The 14,370-nt window shown below is 72.6% G+C and carries 19 protein-coding genes; 12 read left to right on the top strand and 7 right to left on the bottom strand.

All coding sequences use genetic code 11. The annotated features are described in order from the left end of the window. Positions 1-91 precede the first annotated feature (91 nt). The 3 genes from FHX44_RS20580 to FHX44_RS20570 all read right to left on the bottom strand — a co-directional run bounded on the left by FHX44_RS20580 (position 92) and on the right by FHX44_RS20570 (position 2,195). A complete protein-coding gene (locus tag FHX44_RS20580; RefSeq protein ID WP_147257288.1) occupies positions 92-532 on the bottom strand; it encodes a hypothetical protein in 441 nt (146 codons plus the stop codon). A gap of 169 nt (positions 533-701) precedes the next feature. Then, positions 702-1,577 (bottom strand): alpha/beta fold hydrolase, encoded by an 876-nt coding sequence (locus tag FHX44_RS20575; RefSeq protein WP_170308968.1) that lies wholly within the window; start codon positions 1,575-1,577, stop codon positions 702-704. A gap of 57 nt (positions 1,578-1,634) precedes the next feature. Then, a complete protein-coding gene (locus FHX44_RS20570) occupies positions 1,635-2,195 on the bottom strand; it encodes an alpha/beta hydrolase (protein ID WP_147257286.1) in 561 nt (186 codons plus the stop codon). 59 nt (positions 2,196-2,254) lie between these two features. Between FHX44_RS20570 and FHX44_RS20565 the strand changes: the two genes are divergently transcribed. Then, positions 2,255-3,397 carry an MFS transporter gene (locus FHX44_RS20565; protein ID WP_147257285.1) on the top strand — a complete coding sequence of 381 codons (1,143 nt, stop codon included), beginning with the start codon at positions 2,255-2,257 and terminating at the stop codon, positions 3,395-3,397. Beyond that, positions 3,394-3,993 (top strand): GDSL-type esterase/lipase family protein, encoded by a 600-nt coding sequence (locus tag FHX44_RS20560; RefSeq protein ID WP_147257284.1) that lies wholly within the window; start codon positions 3,394-3,396, stop codon positions 3,991-3,993. Before FHX44_RS20565 ends, FHX44_RS20560 begins: the two co-directional genes overlap by 4 nt. Positions 3,994-4,005: 12 nt before the next feature. Here FHX44_RS20560 and FHX44_RS20555 read toward each other — a convergent pair whose 3' ends face one another. Then, on the bottom strand, positions 4,006-4,479 hold the full coding sequence (locus FHX44_RS20555) for a GNAT family N-acetyltransferase (RefSeq protein ID WP_147257283.1): 474 nt from the start codon (positions 4,477-4,479) through the stop codon (positions 4,006-4,008). A gap of 244 nt (positions 4,480-4,723) precedes the next feature. On the opposite strand from FHX44_RS20555, the gene trpD reads away from it, so the two are divergent. Then, on the top strand, positions 4,724-5,752 hold the full coding sequence (trpD, locus tag FHX44_RS20550; RefSeq protein WP_147257282.1) for an anthranilate phosphoribosyltransferase: 1,029 nt from the start codon (positions 4,724-4,726) through the stop codon (positions 5,750-5,752). Here trpD and FHX44_RS20545 read toward each other — a convergent pair. Continuing rightward, complete coding sequence (locus FHX44_RS20545) at positions 5,736-6,191, bottom strand: Lrp/AsnC family transcriptional regulator (RefSeq protein ID WP_342792777.1); 456 nt, start codon at positions 6,189-6,191, stop codon at positions 5,736-5,738. The genes trpD and FHX44_RS20545 overlap by 17 nt on opposite strands. A gap of 62 nt (positions 6,192-6,253) precedes the next feature. On the opposite strand from FHX44_RS20545, the gene FHX44_RS20540 reads away from it, so the two are divergent. The 7 genes from FHX44_RS20540 (at position 6,254) to FHX44_RS20510 (ending at position 9,822) form a co-directional block, all read left to right on the top strand. After that, on the top strand, positions 6,254-6,916 hold the full coding sequence (locus FHX44_RS20540) for an AzlC family ABC transporter permease (protein WP_147257280.1): 663 nt from the start codon (positions 6,254-6,256) through the stop codon (positions 6,914-6,916). Next, complete coding sequence (locus FHX44_RS20535; protein ID WP_147257279.1) at positions 6,909-7,241, top strand: branched-chain amino acid transporter permease; 333 nt, start codon at positions 6,909-6,911, stop codon at positions 7,239-7,241. The genes FHX44_RS20540 and FHX44_RS20535 overlap by 8 nt, the downstream gene beginning before the upstream one ends. A 70-nt stretch (positions 7,242-7,311) precedes the next feature. Further along, positions 7,312-7,740, top strand: coding sequence for an STAS domain-containing protein (locus tag FHX44_RS20530; RefSeq protein WP_147261338.1), 429 nt, complete (start codon positions 7,312-7,314; stop codon positions 7,738-7,740). Between the two features lie 53 nt (positions 7,741-7,793). Continuing rightward, positions 7,794-8,312, top strand: coding sequence for an ATP-binding protein (locus FHX44_RS20525; protein WP_147257278.1), 519 nt, complete (start codon positions 7,794-7,796; stop codon positions 8,310-8,312). A gap of 115 nt (positions 8,313-8,427) precedes the next feature. Beyond that, positions 8,428-8,793, top strand: coding sequence for a hypothetical protein (locus FHX44_RS20520; protein WP_147257277.1), 366 nt, complete (start codon positions 8,428-8,430; stop codon positions 8,791-8,793). 389 nt (positions 8,794-9,182) lie between these two features. Further along, entirely contained in the window at positions 9,183-9,476 is a 294-nt protein-coding gene (locus FHX44_RS20515; RefSeq protein WP_147257276.1) for an alpha-amylase family glycosyl hydrolase, read from the top strand. Beyond that, the gene (locus FHX44_RS20510; RefSeq protein ID WP_147257275.1) at positions 9,466-9,822 is read left to right on the top strand and encodes an NADPH-dependent FMN reductase; all 357 of its coding nucleotides are present in this window, start codon (positions 9,466-9,468) and stop codon (positions 9,820-9,822) included. Before FHX44_RS20515 ends, FHX44_RS20510 begins: the two co-directional genes overlap by 11 nt. A 117-nt stretch (positions 9,823-9,939) precedes the next feature. Here the strand turns inward: FHX44_RS20510 and FHX44_RS20505 are convergent, their stop codons facing one another. After that, positions 9,940-10,677, bottom strand: a complete 738-nt coding sequence (locus FHX44_RS20505) for a class I SAM-dependent methyltransferase (protein ID WP_147257274.1) — start codon at positions 10,675-10,677, stop codon at positions 9,940-9,942. Between the two features lie 155 nt (positions 10,678-10,832). Between FHX44_RS20505 and FHX44_RS20500 the strand changes: the two genes are divergently transcribed. Continuing rightward, complete coding sequence (locus tag FHX44_RS20500; protein WP_147261337.1) at positions 10,833-11,768, top strand: cyclase family protein; 936 nt, start codon at positions 10,833-10,835, stop codon at positions 11,766-11,768. A gap of 141 nt (positions 11,769-11,909) precedes the next feature. After that, positions 11,910-12,797, top strand: coding sequence for a helix-turn-helix transcriptional regulator (locus FHX44_RS20495; protein WP_147257273.1), 888 nt, complete (start codon positions 11,910-11,912; stop codon positions 12,795-12,797). A 114-nt stretch (positions 12,798-12,911) separates the two neighbouring features. Here FHX44_RS20495 and FHX44_RS20490 read toward each other — a convergent pair whose 3' ends face one another. Further along, complete coding sequence (locus FHX44_RS20490; RefSeq protein ID WP_212612564.1) at positions 12,912-13,934, bottom strand: zinc-binding dehydrogenase; 1,023 nt, start codon at positions 13,932-13,934, stop codon at positions 12,912-12,914. Positions 13,935-14,370 lie beyond the last annotated feature (436 nt).

Here is a 14,370-nt window from a genome sequence, read left to right as displayed (position 1 = left end):
GGCTGCGTCGGGAAGTCATCGCCGAACGCATCGTCGCCGCGGGTTGCGGCGATCCGGTCGACGGCTCCGCTCGGCGCCCAGGCCGTCCGGCTCACTTCGGGCCCCGGTCCGCGCGCATGAGCTCGTCGCACTTCTCACTCGCGGACTTCATGTCCGGGTCGTCGCCGTAGTACAGGATGTGCGCGTTGGCGTCGGGGTCCGGGAAGTCCTCCACGCCGTTCTCGCGCATGCACCTGGCCGACTCGCGGCGTTCTTTCAGCAGCTCCTGCAGCTCGGCGGGACTCGGAGCGGGTCCCGTGGGCCCGGTCTGATCGCCGACGTCACCGGTGAGGCCGTCCGTCGTGGCCGGCTTCTCGCCGCCACCGCCGCCGGCCTCGGCAGGAGCGTTCGAGCAGCCCGTGCCGATCAGGGCGACCAGGGCGACGGCGGCCACCAGCCGTCCGGACGGCGCCACGCGCAGTACCGCGGGCGTGCCGGGGGCCGAGGACGCCAGAGACCGGGCTGCTTCTCGTGCCGGCGCGTTGGAGGTCATGCCTCCAGTCAAGGAAGGGTGGTGTTGCCGGCACGTATCCGGTTTTCGATATGCCGACGATATGCGCAGGCTCCCCGGCGGCCCTCGCCCGCGGCGCGCTGGTGACAAGTGCTCCTGTTCCTGCTACCCGGGCAGCGGGTGCCAGCGGCCGAGCCCTTGCAGAAAGAGCTCACGACGGGTCGAGGAACGGCGTGAGCACGGCCAGCAGCTCCTCGGGCGCCTCCTCCGGGACGAAGTGCCCGCCCGGCACGCGGGCCGCGGTGACGTCGTCGGCCCAGGCGGCCCAGACCTCAGGGGCGTCGGCGAGCTGCGTCTCGTCCGCGCCGGTGACGACCAGGAGGGGCGCGGCGATCCGCCGCCCGGCATCGCGGTCGGCGGCGTCGTGCACGCGGTCGAGGTGGAAGCTGGCGCGGTAGTCGCCGCACATCGCGGCGATCGTGTCCGGGGTGGCCGCGGCGAGGTACTCGGCCCGGTGCCGGGCGTCGATCGCGGCGGGGCGACTCGTCCAGGTGTCGAACGCGTGGTCCAGCAGCGCGGCCGGGTCGGCCCCGACCAGCCGCTCGGGGAACGGCGCCGGCTGCGCCAGCAGGAACCACGGCCAGTACCCCAGCGACGGCCCGCCGCCCATGCGGGCGAACTGGTCGAGCGTCGACACGATGTTGAGCACCGCCGCCCGCTCGATCCGCTCGGGATGGTCGAGGGCCATCCGGTAGGCGACGCGCGCGCCGCGGTCGTGCCCCGTGACGGAGAACCGCCGGTGGCCCAGTTGCTCCATCAGCTCGACGAGCTCGCGCGCCATCTCCCGCTTGGTGTAGCCCTCGCCCCGCGGTCCACCGGCCGGCGCGCGCGATGCGCCGTACCCGCGGATGTCGGGCGCGACGACGGTGTGGCCCCGGGCCAGCGCCGGAGCGACGCCGGACCAGCAGGCGTGCGTCTGAGGGAAGCCGTGGAGCAGCAGGAGCGGCGGGCCCTGGCCACCCAGGGTGACGCTGTACTCGGCCTCGCCGACGATGACCCGCCTGCCCTCGAACCCCGACCACGGCACCGGCCGATCATGCCGCGCGACATCGGATCCGGCGACCGGTTGCAGGAGCCGGCCGCCCTAGACGCGGGCGGCCAGCTGGGCATCGATCCGGGACAGGACGCTCGCGAGGACCTCGAGGGTGCCGTTCAGGTCGCCCGGGCGTTCGAGGGAGTGATCGGCGCCCGGAACCTCGAAGACCTGCGCGCCGGTGGCGGCGGCCGCGGCGCCGTCCCAGTACGGATCGGCGGTGCCCCCGATCAACAGCGTGGACGCGGCTGCGCGCGCCGCGGCCCGGCGCACGTCCTCGACGCCCAGCAGCGGGGTGAGCCAGATGCCGGGCACGCCCCGCGCGGCGGCGGCCGGCAGCGCGAGCGAACCGAGCGACTTGCCGACGACGAGGTCCCGCGCCGGGTCGGCCGTGGCGAGCACCTCCCCCGCGAAGGCGGCGATCGCACCCTGGTCGGCCGGGTCGAGTCCGGGGACCTTCTCCCAGTCGACCGTCCGGACCGCCCACCCGCGGCCGCGCAGCAGCACGCGGGCGTAGTAGAGCAGCGGAGCCTGCGGACCGTATCCGCGTCCCGGCAGCAGCGTGGCCACGGGCGCGCCGGGGGCGGCCCGCTCCGTCTCGACGGCTGCCATGTGCCGAGGGTGGCACAGCAGCGGCGCCCTGGACAGGGAGATCACCTACTGTCGGGCCGGTGGCTCCCCGGCGCGCGCGGATCGGTGTCTCGATCGTCTTCCTGGTCTGCGGGGCCGCCTTCGCCACCTGGGCCGCCCGTGTGCCGGCCGCGCAGGAGCGGCTCGGTCTCACCGAGGGCGAGCTCGCGCTCGGCCTCTTCGGGCTCGCCGCCGGGTCGGTGCTCGCGCTGGTCGGCGCGGGAGCGCTCGTCACGCTGATCGGCAGCAAGCGGACCAGCATCCTCGGCGCCACGGTGCTGTGCGCCGGTCTGCCGGCCGTCGCGGCGGCACCCGACCTCGGGCTGTTCGTCGCCGCGCTCGCCGTGCTCGGCGCGGGCAACAGCCTGCTCGACGTGGCCATGAACGCCCACGCCGCACGCGTCGAGAATGCCTACGGGCGCCCGATCTTCGCCGGGTTCCACGCGTTCTGGAACATCGGCGGGCTGGGCGGGTCCGGGCTCGCCGCCGGGTTGGCGGCCGCCGACGTGCCGATCGGCGTGCACTTCCCGATCGCCGCCGCGGTCCTGCTCGGGGCCGCGCTCGGGGCGACCACGGCGTTCCTGCCCGGCACCGACCCGGGCGCCGGCGGACCGGCCTTCTCCCTCCCGGGCCGCGCGCTCGTGCCCCTGGGGGTGATCGCGTTCTGCGGGTTCCTCGCGGAGGGCACGGTGAACGACTGGAGCGCGGTCCTCCTCACCACCGCCTCGGGAGCGTCGGATTCCGTCGCGTCGCTCGGCTACTTCGCGTTCTCCATCACGATGATCGGTGTCCGGCTCATGGCGGACCGGTTCGTCGTCCGGGCGGGCGCCGTCCGGGTCATGCGGGTCGCGGCCGCCGTCACCGTCGCCGGCTTCGCGATCGTGGTCCTCGCCCCGGTACCTGCGGTCGGGATCGCCGGGTTCGCGGTGGTCGGCCTCGGCGCTGCGGCGATCGTGCCGGTGGCGTGGAGCGTGGCCGCGCAGAAGGAGCCGAATGCGCCCGGCCGGGCCATCGCCGCGGTCGCGACCTGCGGCTACCTCGGGTTCCTCGTCGGGCCGGTCCTCGTCGGTGTCCTCGCGTCCGCGATCGGCCTGGCCGGTGCGGTCGCCGTGGCCGGTGCGGCCCCGCTCGTGGTGTTCCTCCTCGCACCGTCGCTGCGGGTCGCTGCGAGACTCCCCCGATGACGATCAGTGCGGACCGGCGGGTCTGCTTCGCAGGCGACTCGTACGTCGCCGGCGTCGGGGACCCCGAGCACCGGGGGTGGGTCGGCCGCGTCGTGGCGCAGTCGTACCGCGGCGGACGTCCCGTCACGGCCTACAACCTGGGCGTCCGCCGGGACACGAGCGAGGACGTGCGACGGCGGCTGCCTGCGGAGACGGGGGCCCGCTGGGTCGCGGGCTGCGACAACCGCCTGGTGGTCTCGTTCGGGGTGAACGACACCACCGAGGTCGACGGCGCCGTCCGCGTCACGCCGGAACGGAGCGTGGCCCACCTGCGTGGCATCGCCGAGGATGCGGTCGCACAGGGCGTCCCGCTGCTCGTGGTCGGGCCGCCGCCGGTGGCCGAACCCGATCAGAACGAGCGGATCGAGGCACTCGACGGGCTGTTCGCCGGATCCGCCGATGGGGTGTTCACGTACGTGAGCGTGTTCGGCGCGCTCCGGGTCGAGCGGGACTGGATGCGCGCCGTGGCCATCGGGGACGGTGCGCACCCCGGTGCCGAGGGCTACCGCCTGCTCGCCGAGCTCGTCCGGCCCGCCTGGGAGGACTGGCTCGGCTAGCTCGGCTAGGAGCTAGAGGGCGAGCTTCATGCCCTCGTGCGACGCCACGAACCCGAGGCGCTCGTAGAACCGGTGGGCATCGGTCCGACGCTTGTCGGTGGTGAGCTGGACGAGCGCGCACCCCCGCCGCCGCGACTCCTCGATCGCCCAGCCCATCATCTGCGCGCCCACCCCGCGGCCGCGGACGTCCGCGTGCACCCGGACGGCCTCGATCTGCGCCCGCAGCGCCCCGCGCCGCGCGAGGCCGGGGATGAAGCTCAGCTGCATCGTCCCGATCACCCGTCCCGCGTCGACGGCGACGACGAGCAGGTGCGCCGGGTCGGCGGCGATCGCGTCGAAGGCCTCCCGGTACGGCCCCAGGTCGTCCGCCACCTCGCGCTGGACGCCGAGCTGGTCGGCGGCGAGCAGCGCCACGACCTCGGGCAGGTCGTCGGGCACCGCTCGCCGGAGCGTGACGGTGCCGTCGAGCGTCGCAAGATCCTCCATGCGGCGATCCTCCACGGAACCGCGGCTCGGGGCGATCGTGTTGCCGTGGTTCGCCGCACCGATCCTCGTTGCCCGGTGGGACGCCACGTGCTCTGATGTGCCGCATGTCGTGCGTGCAGATGTGGTGGTGGTCGCCTCTCCGGCGACCGTGACCGCTGCACCGTGCTCGGCCGCCCCCACCGGCCGCCGAGCACGTCACGCCTTCGGTGATCATGCGAGGCGGCCCGATCCCGGAAGGACCGCCATGGCCCGCCTCTTCCCGACCGTGCTCGCCGCCCTGATCCGCGGCGACGACCTGCCCGCCGCGCTCACCGAGCGGGTGATGGACGAGATCGTCTCCGACGCCGCCACGCCGGCGCAGATCGCGGCGTTCGCCGTCCTGCTACGCGCCAAGGGGGAGACCGCGGACGAGATCACCGGACTGGTCGCGTCGCTGATGCGCCACGCCACGCCGGTGCCGATCGACGGTCACGCCGTGGACGTCGTGGGCACCGGCGGCGACGGCGCCGACACCGTCAACGTCTCGACGATGGCCGCGCTCGTGGTGGCCGGCACGGGACGGCGCGTGGTCAAGCACGGGGCGCGCAGCGCGTCGTCGGCGTGCGGGGCGGCCGACGTGCTGGAGGAGCTCGGGGTCCGGATCGACCTGCCGGCGGCCGGGGTCGCCCGCACCGTCACGACCGCGGGCATCGGCTTCTGCTTCGCCCCGGTCTTCCAGCCGGGCCTGCGCCACACGTCGGTCCCCCGCCGCCAGATAGGCGTGCCCACGGTCTTCAACCTGCTCGGGCCGCTGATCAACCCGGCGCGCCCGCCCGCGTCGCTGATCGGGTGTGCCGACCCGGGCAAGGCTCCGCTGCTCGCCCAGGTGTTCGCCGACCGGGGCGTCACGGCTCTCGTCGTCCGGGGCGACGACGGTCTCGACGAGCTCACGACGACGACCACGTCCACGATGTGGATCGCGGACGGCGGCGGGGTCGAGCGGGTGCGTGTCGACCCCGCGGCGCTCGGCATCCCGCTCGCGCCCGCGGGCGCCCTGCGCGGCGGCGACCGCGTGCACAACGCGGCGATCGTCCGCGCCGTGCTCGGCGGGCAGCCGGGGCCGGTCCGCGACGCCGTGCTCCTCAACGCCGCTGCCGCGATCGTCGCCCACGACGGCGCGCACCCGGCGCTCGAGGCCTTCCCGGACGCGCTCGCCCTCGCCGGTGAGTCGATCGACTCGGGCGCCGCCGCCCGCACCCTCGACGCGTGGACCCGGTTCAGTCCCGGGTCTTGATCCGCTTCATCGTCTGGTGGGACACCACCCGCGACACCGCGGGCAGCCCGAGCAGCTTCATGTGGTGCTCCTCGTACGCGGTCTGGTCGGCCACGAGGACGCGGAGGAAGTAGTCGGGTCGCCCGAACATCCGGCGGAACTCGACCACCTCGTCGAACCCGGCCACGGCCGCCTCGAAGTCCTGGAGGGTGCCCAGGTCGGTGACGGTGATCTCCACGGAGACGATCACCTCGAAGCTCTGCCCGGTGGCCACCGGGTCGACCGTGGCCCGGTACCCATTGATCACCCCGGCCTCTTCGAGGCGCTTGACGCGCCGCAGGCACGGCGGCGGCGTCAGTCCCACTCGTCGCGCCAGCTCGACGTTGCTCAACCGGCCGTCACGCTGCAGTTGGAACAATATTTCGCGGTCGATGGCGTCGAGGCGATAGGGCTTGCGCACCAGCGCAGGATATCGGCACAAATGGAAATCACCTTGCGCACAGATCGACATATCGTTCCAGCATGGAGGTCCGGCGAGCCCTGAGCGACGCGCTCTCGGTGGGTTTCGCGGCCGCCGCGATGGGGCTGGCGTTCGGGGTGCTCGTCACCCGCTCCGGCCTCGAGTGGTGGTGGGCCACGATCTTCGCCTCGGTGATCTTCGCGGGCTCGCTGGAGTTCCTGCTCCTCGGTCTGGTCACCGCGCTCGCCCCGCTCGGCCAGATCGCGGCCGCGGCATTCCTGGTCAACTTCCGGCACGTGTTCTACGCGCTGTCCTTCCCGCTCCACCGCGTCCCGGGCGTCGCAGCGAAGGCCTACAGCACCTTCGCCCTCACCGACGAGGCCTACGCCGTGACGGCCCGCCCCGAGGCGCAGACGTGGAGCAGGGAGCGGATCCTGTGGCTGCAGGCCTTCGTGCACCTGTTCTGGGTCGGCAGCGTGACGATCGGAGCCCTCGGCGGAACGCTGATCCCGCCGGGCGTGCGGGGACTCGACTTCGCGGTCACCGCGCTCTTCGTCGTGCTCGGGATCGACGCCTTCCGCGCCCGCCGCGACGTCCCGGCCGCCGTGGTCGCGGTCGCGTGCGCCCTGGCCGGGCACGTCGTGTTCGGCGAGCAGATGCTGGTGGCCGCGCTGGCGATGTTCACCGTGTTCCTGCTCGCCAGGTACGCGAGCCGCCGTGCCTGACGTCGGCTACCTGGCCTCCGTCGTGGCCGTCGCCTCCACCGTGACGTGGGCACTGCGCGCGCTGCCCTTCGCACTGCTCGCGCCGCTGCGCGCCAGCTCGGTGGTGCCCTACCTCGCCACGAGCATGCCCGTCGGGGTGATGGCCATCCTGGTGGTCCACACCCTGCGGCACACACCGCTCACCGCGCCGCCCTACGGCGCCACCGTCGGGATCGCGCTCGCCGCCACGGTGGCGCTGCACCTCTGGCGGCACAACGTGGTGCTGAGCATCGCCGGCGGTACCGCGGTCCACGTGGTCCTCGCCAGCGTCGTGTTCACCGGCTGACCGGTCACGCCGTGCAGTTGGGCGCGGCCGCGGCTCTCGCCCCGGTGAACGGGGCTAATGTCGCACCGTGATGAAGCCTGCTGGTGACGAGCTTCGACCGGATGGTGGCGAGGCACTCGCCGGGTATCCGCAAGAGGAGCAGCTGATCGATGTCCGGCGGGTTGATCGGCCGGATGCTGTGGTGGTGCGTGTCAGCGGCGCGGTCGACGTCCTCACCGCACCTCGGCTGAGGTCCGCGCTCGCCGTCGCCCTGGAACACCTCGACGGCCGCCCGGTCGTCGTCGACCTCGCTGCCGTGCGGTTCCTCGGCTCGCCGGGGCTGCGCGCGTTGGCGGAGAGCGCCGAGCAGGCGTCGACGAAGCCGGGCTTCCAGCCGCTACGCGTGGTGGTCGACAGCAACCGGCCCGTTCTGCGCCCGATCGAGCTGACCGGATACGACGCGATCCTCGCCCTGTACCACGACATCGAGGACGCGGTGACGGGTAACGCGCTCAACTAGCGGGTAGAAAGCAGAACACGCTCCCACCACCGACGAAGGACAGCAGTGATGTGATGCCGCCATCCGAGCAGGACGAGCGGCCCGGCTGCATCCCTCGGCCGCTCCCGGGCGGGGCAGACGGCCCACCGCTCGCCGAGGATCTCCACTTCGAGCTGGCACCGGAGTTGGTGGCGCCCTCGATCGCGCGCGAGCGCTTCGAGCGGTGGTTGCGCGACCTCGGCTGGCCGAGCGGGCAGAGCGACGACCTGGTGCTCGCGCTCAGCGAGGCGGTCAGCAACAGCATCGAGCACGGCTACCGGATCCACCCCGGCCCGGCTCCAGAGCCGCTCGGGGCGGGAGCGGTGGAGGTACGGGCACGGGTGCTGACCGAGGCGAACGGCGTGCGCCGGATCGCCCTCACCGTGCGGGACCACGGGCGCTGGCGCGAGCCGATCGGGCCGGCCCGCTTCCGGGGCCACGGACTCAGCATCATCCGGGCCTGCGCAGACGAGTTCGACATCAACGGCGACGACACCGGCACCACGCTCACGCTCACCTCCCGGGCGGCGCCGGCCCCGCCCGCCGCCCCCTGATCCCGCACCGCCACCGGATCGGCTCGAGTTGTGACATCGAGATCCGGCACATCGGACAAAACCGCCCTAGCATTGCGTGGGCGGGTGGGGACCGCGAGGCGCGGAGGTTCGAGGCATGGGAGCCGATCCTGTGATGGTCGTCGTCCGGGTCAAAGCGCCGGCCGACGTCGATCCGTACACGCTCGAGGCGGAGCTGACCCGAGCGATCTGCGCACGGCCGATGACGGCCGAGCTGGTCCTGCTGCCGTCGTGGCGACGGCGGTCGGAGGGTGGGCTGCGCCGGCACGATTTCGTCGCGCTGCTGTGCGCCGCGAGGACCAGAAGTCCCTCCGAGCTCACCAGGGCCGCCGAGAAGATCATGGGCAAGGCGGTGCGGAAGAGGTTCGGGGTTGCCGCGTCGGCGAAGGTGAGACCGGCCCGATCTCCCGAGGAGATCGACGCCTTCTGGTGCAGCCTGCGAGGCACGCCGTGCCGCCTGTGAGAGCGCGCCGGCGGCGTTCCTTCGGCGGTACCGTTCCCACCACCGACCAGTGACGGGACAGGGCGAGCCGGCCCTGCCCTGGCACGCCTTCCCGCTCGGTCTCCTCGGCACGGACCAGGGTGGCGTCGACCGGACCTGCCGCAGATCGCTGCGCGAGGTGATCGGATGGCTGCCCCACACGGCCGCGCTCGGCGCGGACGGGCTGCTGCTCGGACCGGTCTTCGCGTCCCTCTCGCACGGCTACGACACGGTGACCACCGGACGATCGATGATCGGCTCGGCGCCGTGGCCGAGCTCGACGCACTCCTCGCCGCCGCGTCCTCGCACGGCATCGCCGTCGTGCTGGACGGGGCCTTCGCGTATGCCTCCCGGGCGTTCTGGCGCTGACCGTGCCCGCCGAGCTCGACGACCCCTGGTTCGCGCGGGACCACCACGGCGACCTGGTGCCGTGGCGGGTCGAGTCGCTCGTCACACCGGACTACGACTCCACCGGCTACCAGTCCTACGTCGCGGACGTCATGACGTTCTGGCTGGATCGCGGCGTCGCCGGATGGCGCCTCGACTCGGCATGGTCGGTCCCGGCGAGCTTCTGGCGCAGAGTGCTCACATCGGCGCCGACCTATGCCACTCGACGACGCTGTGATCATGTAGGGCGGCGCGAGAAGGGAAGACATGAAGGCTGAGCCGGTCCACATCCTGCTGATCTCCGGCAGTACCCGCGGCGCATCGACCAACACCGCGGTACTGCGCACCGCCGAAGCCGTCGCGCCGGACGGGGTCACGACCGCACGCCCGGAACTCCTCGCCGCGCTCCCGGCCTTCAACCCCGACGACGACCACGAACCACTACATCCCGCCGTCGCCGCCCTGAGGCGCGAGATCGGCGAAGCGGCCGCCGTGCTGTTCTGCACCCCGGAGTACGCCGGTGCGCTGCCGGGCAGCTTCAAGAACCTGCTCGACGACCTGCAGCGCCACGTGCGCCGACCGCAGGCACCGAGCGACGGGCCGAACGCGAGCTCGGGCGGCTGAGGCACCGCCGGGGCGGGCCGCGAGGCCCGCACCGTCGACGACCGCGAGCCCACCGAGCCGCCCGACGCCCGCAGCTCCGAGGCGCGACAACATCGACGACGCCTCACCACCATCGGCTCAACCGCTCACGATCAACCGGTACCCCGCATCGAGCCGGTCGAGGGTCGACAAACCGTGGTGGCGCTCGTGCCAGACGCCGGAGTCGAGGTCGGCGGCGAGCGCCGACAGGCCGTCGACGAGCTCGCTCGGGTCGGCTTGGGCCAGCATCGAGATCCCTGCGCGCACCCTCGGGTCGAGGTACGCCTCGGGGCGGCGCCAGAAGGCCGCCCCGAAGCCGTCGGTGCAGTCGTGCGGAACCAGCACCGGTTCGACTCGCGCCCCGGACAGCAGCTCGGCAAGACGGGAGACGGGCACCGCGTGACCCGCGCTGACCGCGGCGGCGGCCGGGAGGTACTCGCGGACCAGCCAGAAGTCGCGGAGCACCGACTGGTCCCAGGTGAGGATCACAACCCGCTGCCGGGCGACCCGGCGGAGCTCGGCGATCCCGGCCTCGACATCGGTCCAGTGGTGGACGGTCAGCACCGCGAGCGCGGCGTCGACACTTCCGTCGGACAGGGGCAGTGCCTCGGCCGCACCGCGCACGCAGGGAGCGGCCCCGTCAGGGCGTTGCGCGATCATGATCGAGCTGGGCTCGACCGCCACGACCGTCTCGGCGGGCTCGTAGGAACCCGTGCCGGCGCCGACGTTCACGACACTCGTCATACCGGCCAGCGCAGCGGCCACCTGCGCCGCGATCCTCGGGTCCGGCCTGCGAGTCGTCCCGTAGCTGCGGCCGATCCGGTCGTAGACGGTCATCATCGGATCATGGCAGCGGCTGCTCAGCGGGTGAAGGTCGTGCTGAGTGCGTCCTCGGGTCGCCTCCGGCACGACGATCCACGCGAATACCCTGCCTGCGGTGCCTCGACCGCGTGACCGGAGGAGTCGATGCTGGGATGACGGCAGGGCGACCGATGCCCACACAGGACGACGTGCTCGGGTACTTCGACACGCTGTCGAACTGGGGACGGTGGGGCGACGACGACGAGCTCGGCACTCTGAACCACATCACCGACGACGTCCGGCTGGCGGCGGCGCGGGCCGTGCGCCACGGCAGGAGCGTGTCGTGCGCATGGGAGATCGCCGTGCCGGGGGAGATGGAGCGGTCGACGACGACGTGCCCGTGCGCCGCCGACATGCCTGGCGCAGAGAACATGCCGGTGCGGTTCCACAACGACAGGCGCTGGGGCTTCTCGTCCGAGCAGGTCGGCATCACGTTCCACGGCAACACCGTCACCCACGTCGACTCGCCGTGCCACATCTTCTGGGACGGCACGATGTACAACGGGCGCTCGCACTCGCTGGTCGACCCCGCAACGGGATCAGCATGGGCGGCCGTCACGGCGGCGGCGAACGGGATCGTCACGCGAGGTGTCCTGCTGGACATCGCGAGGGTCCGCGATGTGCCGTGGTTGGAACCGGGGCAGGGTGTGTTCCCCGACGATCTCGAGGAGGCCGAGCGTCGCCAGGGCGTGCGGGTGCGGCCCGGCGATGCGGTGCTGCTGCGGACCGGCTACGGCCGCGTCCGGCACGAGGCCGGTGTGACGCACGGCATCACGCAGGCCGGCTGGCACGCGTCCTGCCTGCCGTGGCTGCACGAACGGGAGGTCGCGCTGATCGGCGCCGACACCCCGCAGGACGTTCAGCCGTCGGGGTACGAAGACGTGTTGATGCCGGTTCACGCCGTGAGCCTCGTCGCGATGGGTCTGTGGATGGTCGACAACTGCGACCTGGAGGCGTGCGCGACGACGGCCGCCGAGCTCGGCCAGTGGGACTTCCACCTCGCAGTCGCGCCGGTCCGCTTCGCCGGAACGTCCGGCAGCCCGGTCAACCCGATCGCCACATTCTGACCGCGGTTCACGAGGGGTGCGATGCCATGAAGGACCGGCCCGCACCTGGCTCACGTGACCGACGCGCGCCCGGGGAGCGCCTGAGGTGACCGGTACTGCCAGTGCCTCCCCCCGGTTCGAGTGCACACCTACCGTGGACTCATGGGCTCCATCGACCCCCGCAAGGAGATCCGGGAGTTCCTGAGCACGCGACGTGCCCGGATCACCCCCGAAGAGGCAGGTCTGCCCGCCTACGGTGGCAACCGCCGCGTGAAGGGCATGCGTCGCGAGGAGGTCGCCATGCTCGCCGGTGTCTCGGTCGACTACTACGTCCGGATGGAGCGCGGCAGCCTGGCCGGCGCCTCGGACAGCGTCCTCGAGGCCATCACCAACGCACTACGGCTCGACGAGGCCGAGCGCGCCCACCTGTTCGCCCTGGCCCGCGAGAGCCGAACACGCAGCCGGCGCTCCGCCCCCTCCACCATCCGCCCCACGATCCAGCAGGTGCTGGACGCGATGACCGACGCACCGGCCTGGGTTGGCAACGGCCGACTCGACGTCGTCGCGATGAACCAACTCGCCCGGGCGCTCTACTCCCCTGTGCTCGCCGACCCCCGACGGCCGGCCAACACCACCCGGTTCGTCTACCTGAACCCGGAGGCAGCCCAGGAGTTCTTCGTCGACTACGACCGGATCGCCGACGACGCCGCCGCCATGCTCCGCCTGGAGGCCGGCCGCAACCCCCACGACAAGGCACTCATCGAGCTGGTCGGTGAGCTGTCCACCCGCTCCGAGCGGTTCCGCCGCCGCTGGGCATCCCAGGACGTGAAGTTCCACCCCCGCGGCCGCAAGCGGCTTCGCCACCCCGTCGTCGGCCAACTCGACCTCGACTCCGAGTCGATGGAGCTCTCCTCCGCGCCGGGGCTGCAGCTCTACGTCTACACCGCGGCCGCCGGCACACCGACCGCCGACGCGCTCACACTGCTCGCCTCCTGGGCAGCCTCCCACGACGGCCTCCCCACCGAGGCCGTCCAGGCCGCCACCAGCTGACTGTCGGGGCCGCGGTCGAGCGCGAACGACGAGGCCTCTCCACGGGTCCCGGGTCTCGGGAGGGAGCGGGAACCGTGCGACCGGCCGCATCGCGACCGGTCGCACGGGAGTGCGTCACGGCGTGACGAGGACCTTCAGGGCGGCCCGCTCGTCCATGGCGCGGTAGCCGTCGGACACCTCGTCGAGGCCGATGGTGCGGTCGAACACCTTGCCCGGGTGAAGACGGCCCTCGAGGACGTCCGGCAGCAGCTCGTCGATGTAGGCCCGCACCGGCGCCGGGCCACCGGTGAGGGTGACGCTCGGGCGGAACAGGCTGCCCATCCCGACCGGGGCCTCCTCGTACTGCGGCACGCCGACCCGGCTGATCACGCCGCCCGCGCGGACCACGCCGACCGCCTGGTCGTACGCCGGGCGGTGGCCGACGGCCTCGAGCACGGCGTGCGTGCCGTGGCCACCGGTCAGCTCGCGCACCTTCTCGACGCCATCGTCACCGCGCTCGGGCACGACGTCGGTCGCTCCGAACTCGCGGCCCAGATCGGTGCGGTCCTCGTGGCGGCCCATCAGGATGATCCGTTGGGCGCCGAGCCGCTTCGCCGACAGCACAGCCAGCAGGCCCACCGCACCGTCACCGATCACGGTCACGGTCGTCTGCTCGTTCACGCCGGCCTTCACCGCCGCGTGGTGGCCGGTGCCGAACACGTCGGCGAGGGTCAGCAGCGACGGCAGCAGCGGCGAGTCCTCACCAACCGGGATCGGCACGAGGGTGCCCTGCGCCTGCGGCACCCGAACCGCCTCGGCCTGAGCGCCGGCGAAGAACCCGCCTTTCGGGCACGAGGTGTGCAGCCCTTCCCGGCAGAACTCGCAGGTGTTGTCCGCGTAGGCGAACGGGCTGACGACCATGTCCCCCTTCTTCAGCCCGGACACCTCCGTGCCGATCTCCTCGACGACACCGAGGAACTCGTGCCCCATCGGCACACCCTTCGCGCTCGCCGGCATCGAGTGGTAGGGGTGCAGGTCGGTGCCGCACACGCACGCCCGCACCACGCGCACGACCGCGTCGGTCGGCTCCTGCAGCACCGGGTCGGGCAGGGTCTCCATCCGGACGTCGCCGGCGCCGTACATGACAGTTGCTCGCATCAGGTCCTCGGAACTGGTCGGTCGGTCTCGACGTCCAGAAAACCCCCGTACGCCGCGCCCAGGGAGTGCCTGATGTGCCAGGTACTGCGAGGGCCCCCAGGACGACGCCGTGCGCCGTCGAGTGGAGGCAGCGCTCCGCGCCGGGGACGTGAAGGTCGGTCCGTGAACGGTCCGTGGACAGTCGTGAGGGGCCGGACACCGTCGGACGGACGAGAACGGCCCCCGACCGCGTTTCCGCTGGTCGGGGGCCGTTCACCCCGGGTGTGGCGGGTGAAGGATTCGAACCTTCGTAGGTTGAGCCGACGGATTTACAGGCAATGCCCGCTCTCCTTCGCGTGGCCTGCTGACCTGCTGAAACAGGGCGGGTCTGCAGGCGGACGCGCCCGGCGCCCCACGGACGACCCACTATGAAGGCGGGATCCTGTGCCCGCACCGC

This window comes from Pseudonocardia hierapolitana (assembly GCF_007994075.1).
Classification (GTDB): Bacteria; Actinomycetota; Actinomycetes; order Mycobacteriales; family Pseudonocardiaceae; genus Pseudonocardia; species Pseudonocardia hierapolitana.
The sequence above is the reverse complement of the archived record's forward strand: the minus strand, read 5'-3'. Positions and strand labels throughout refer to the sequence as shown.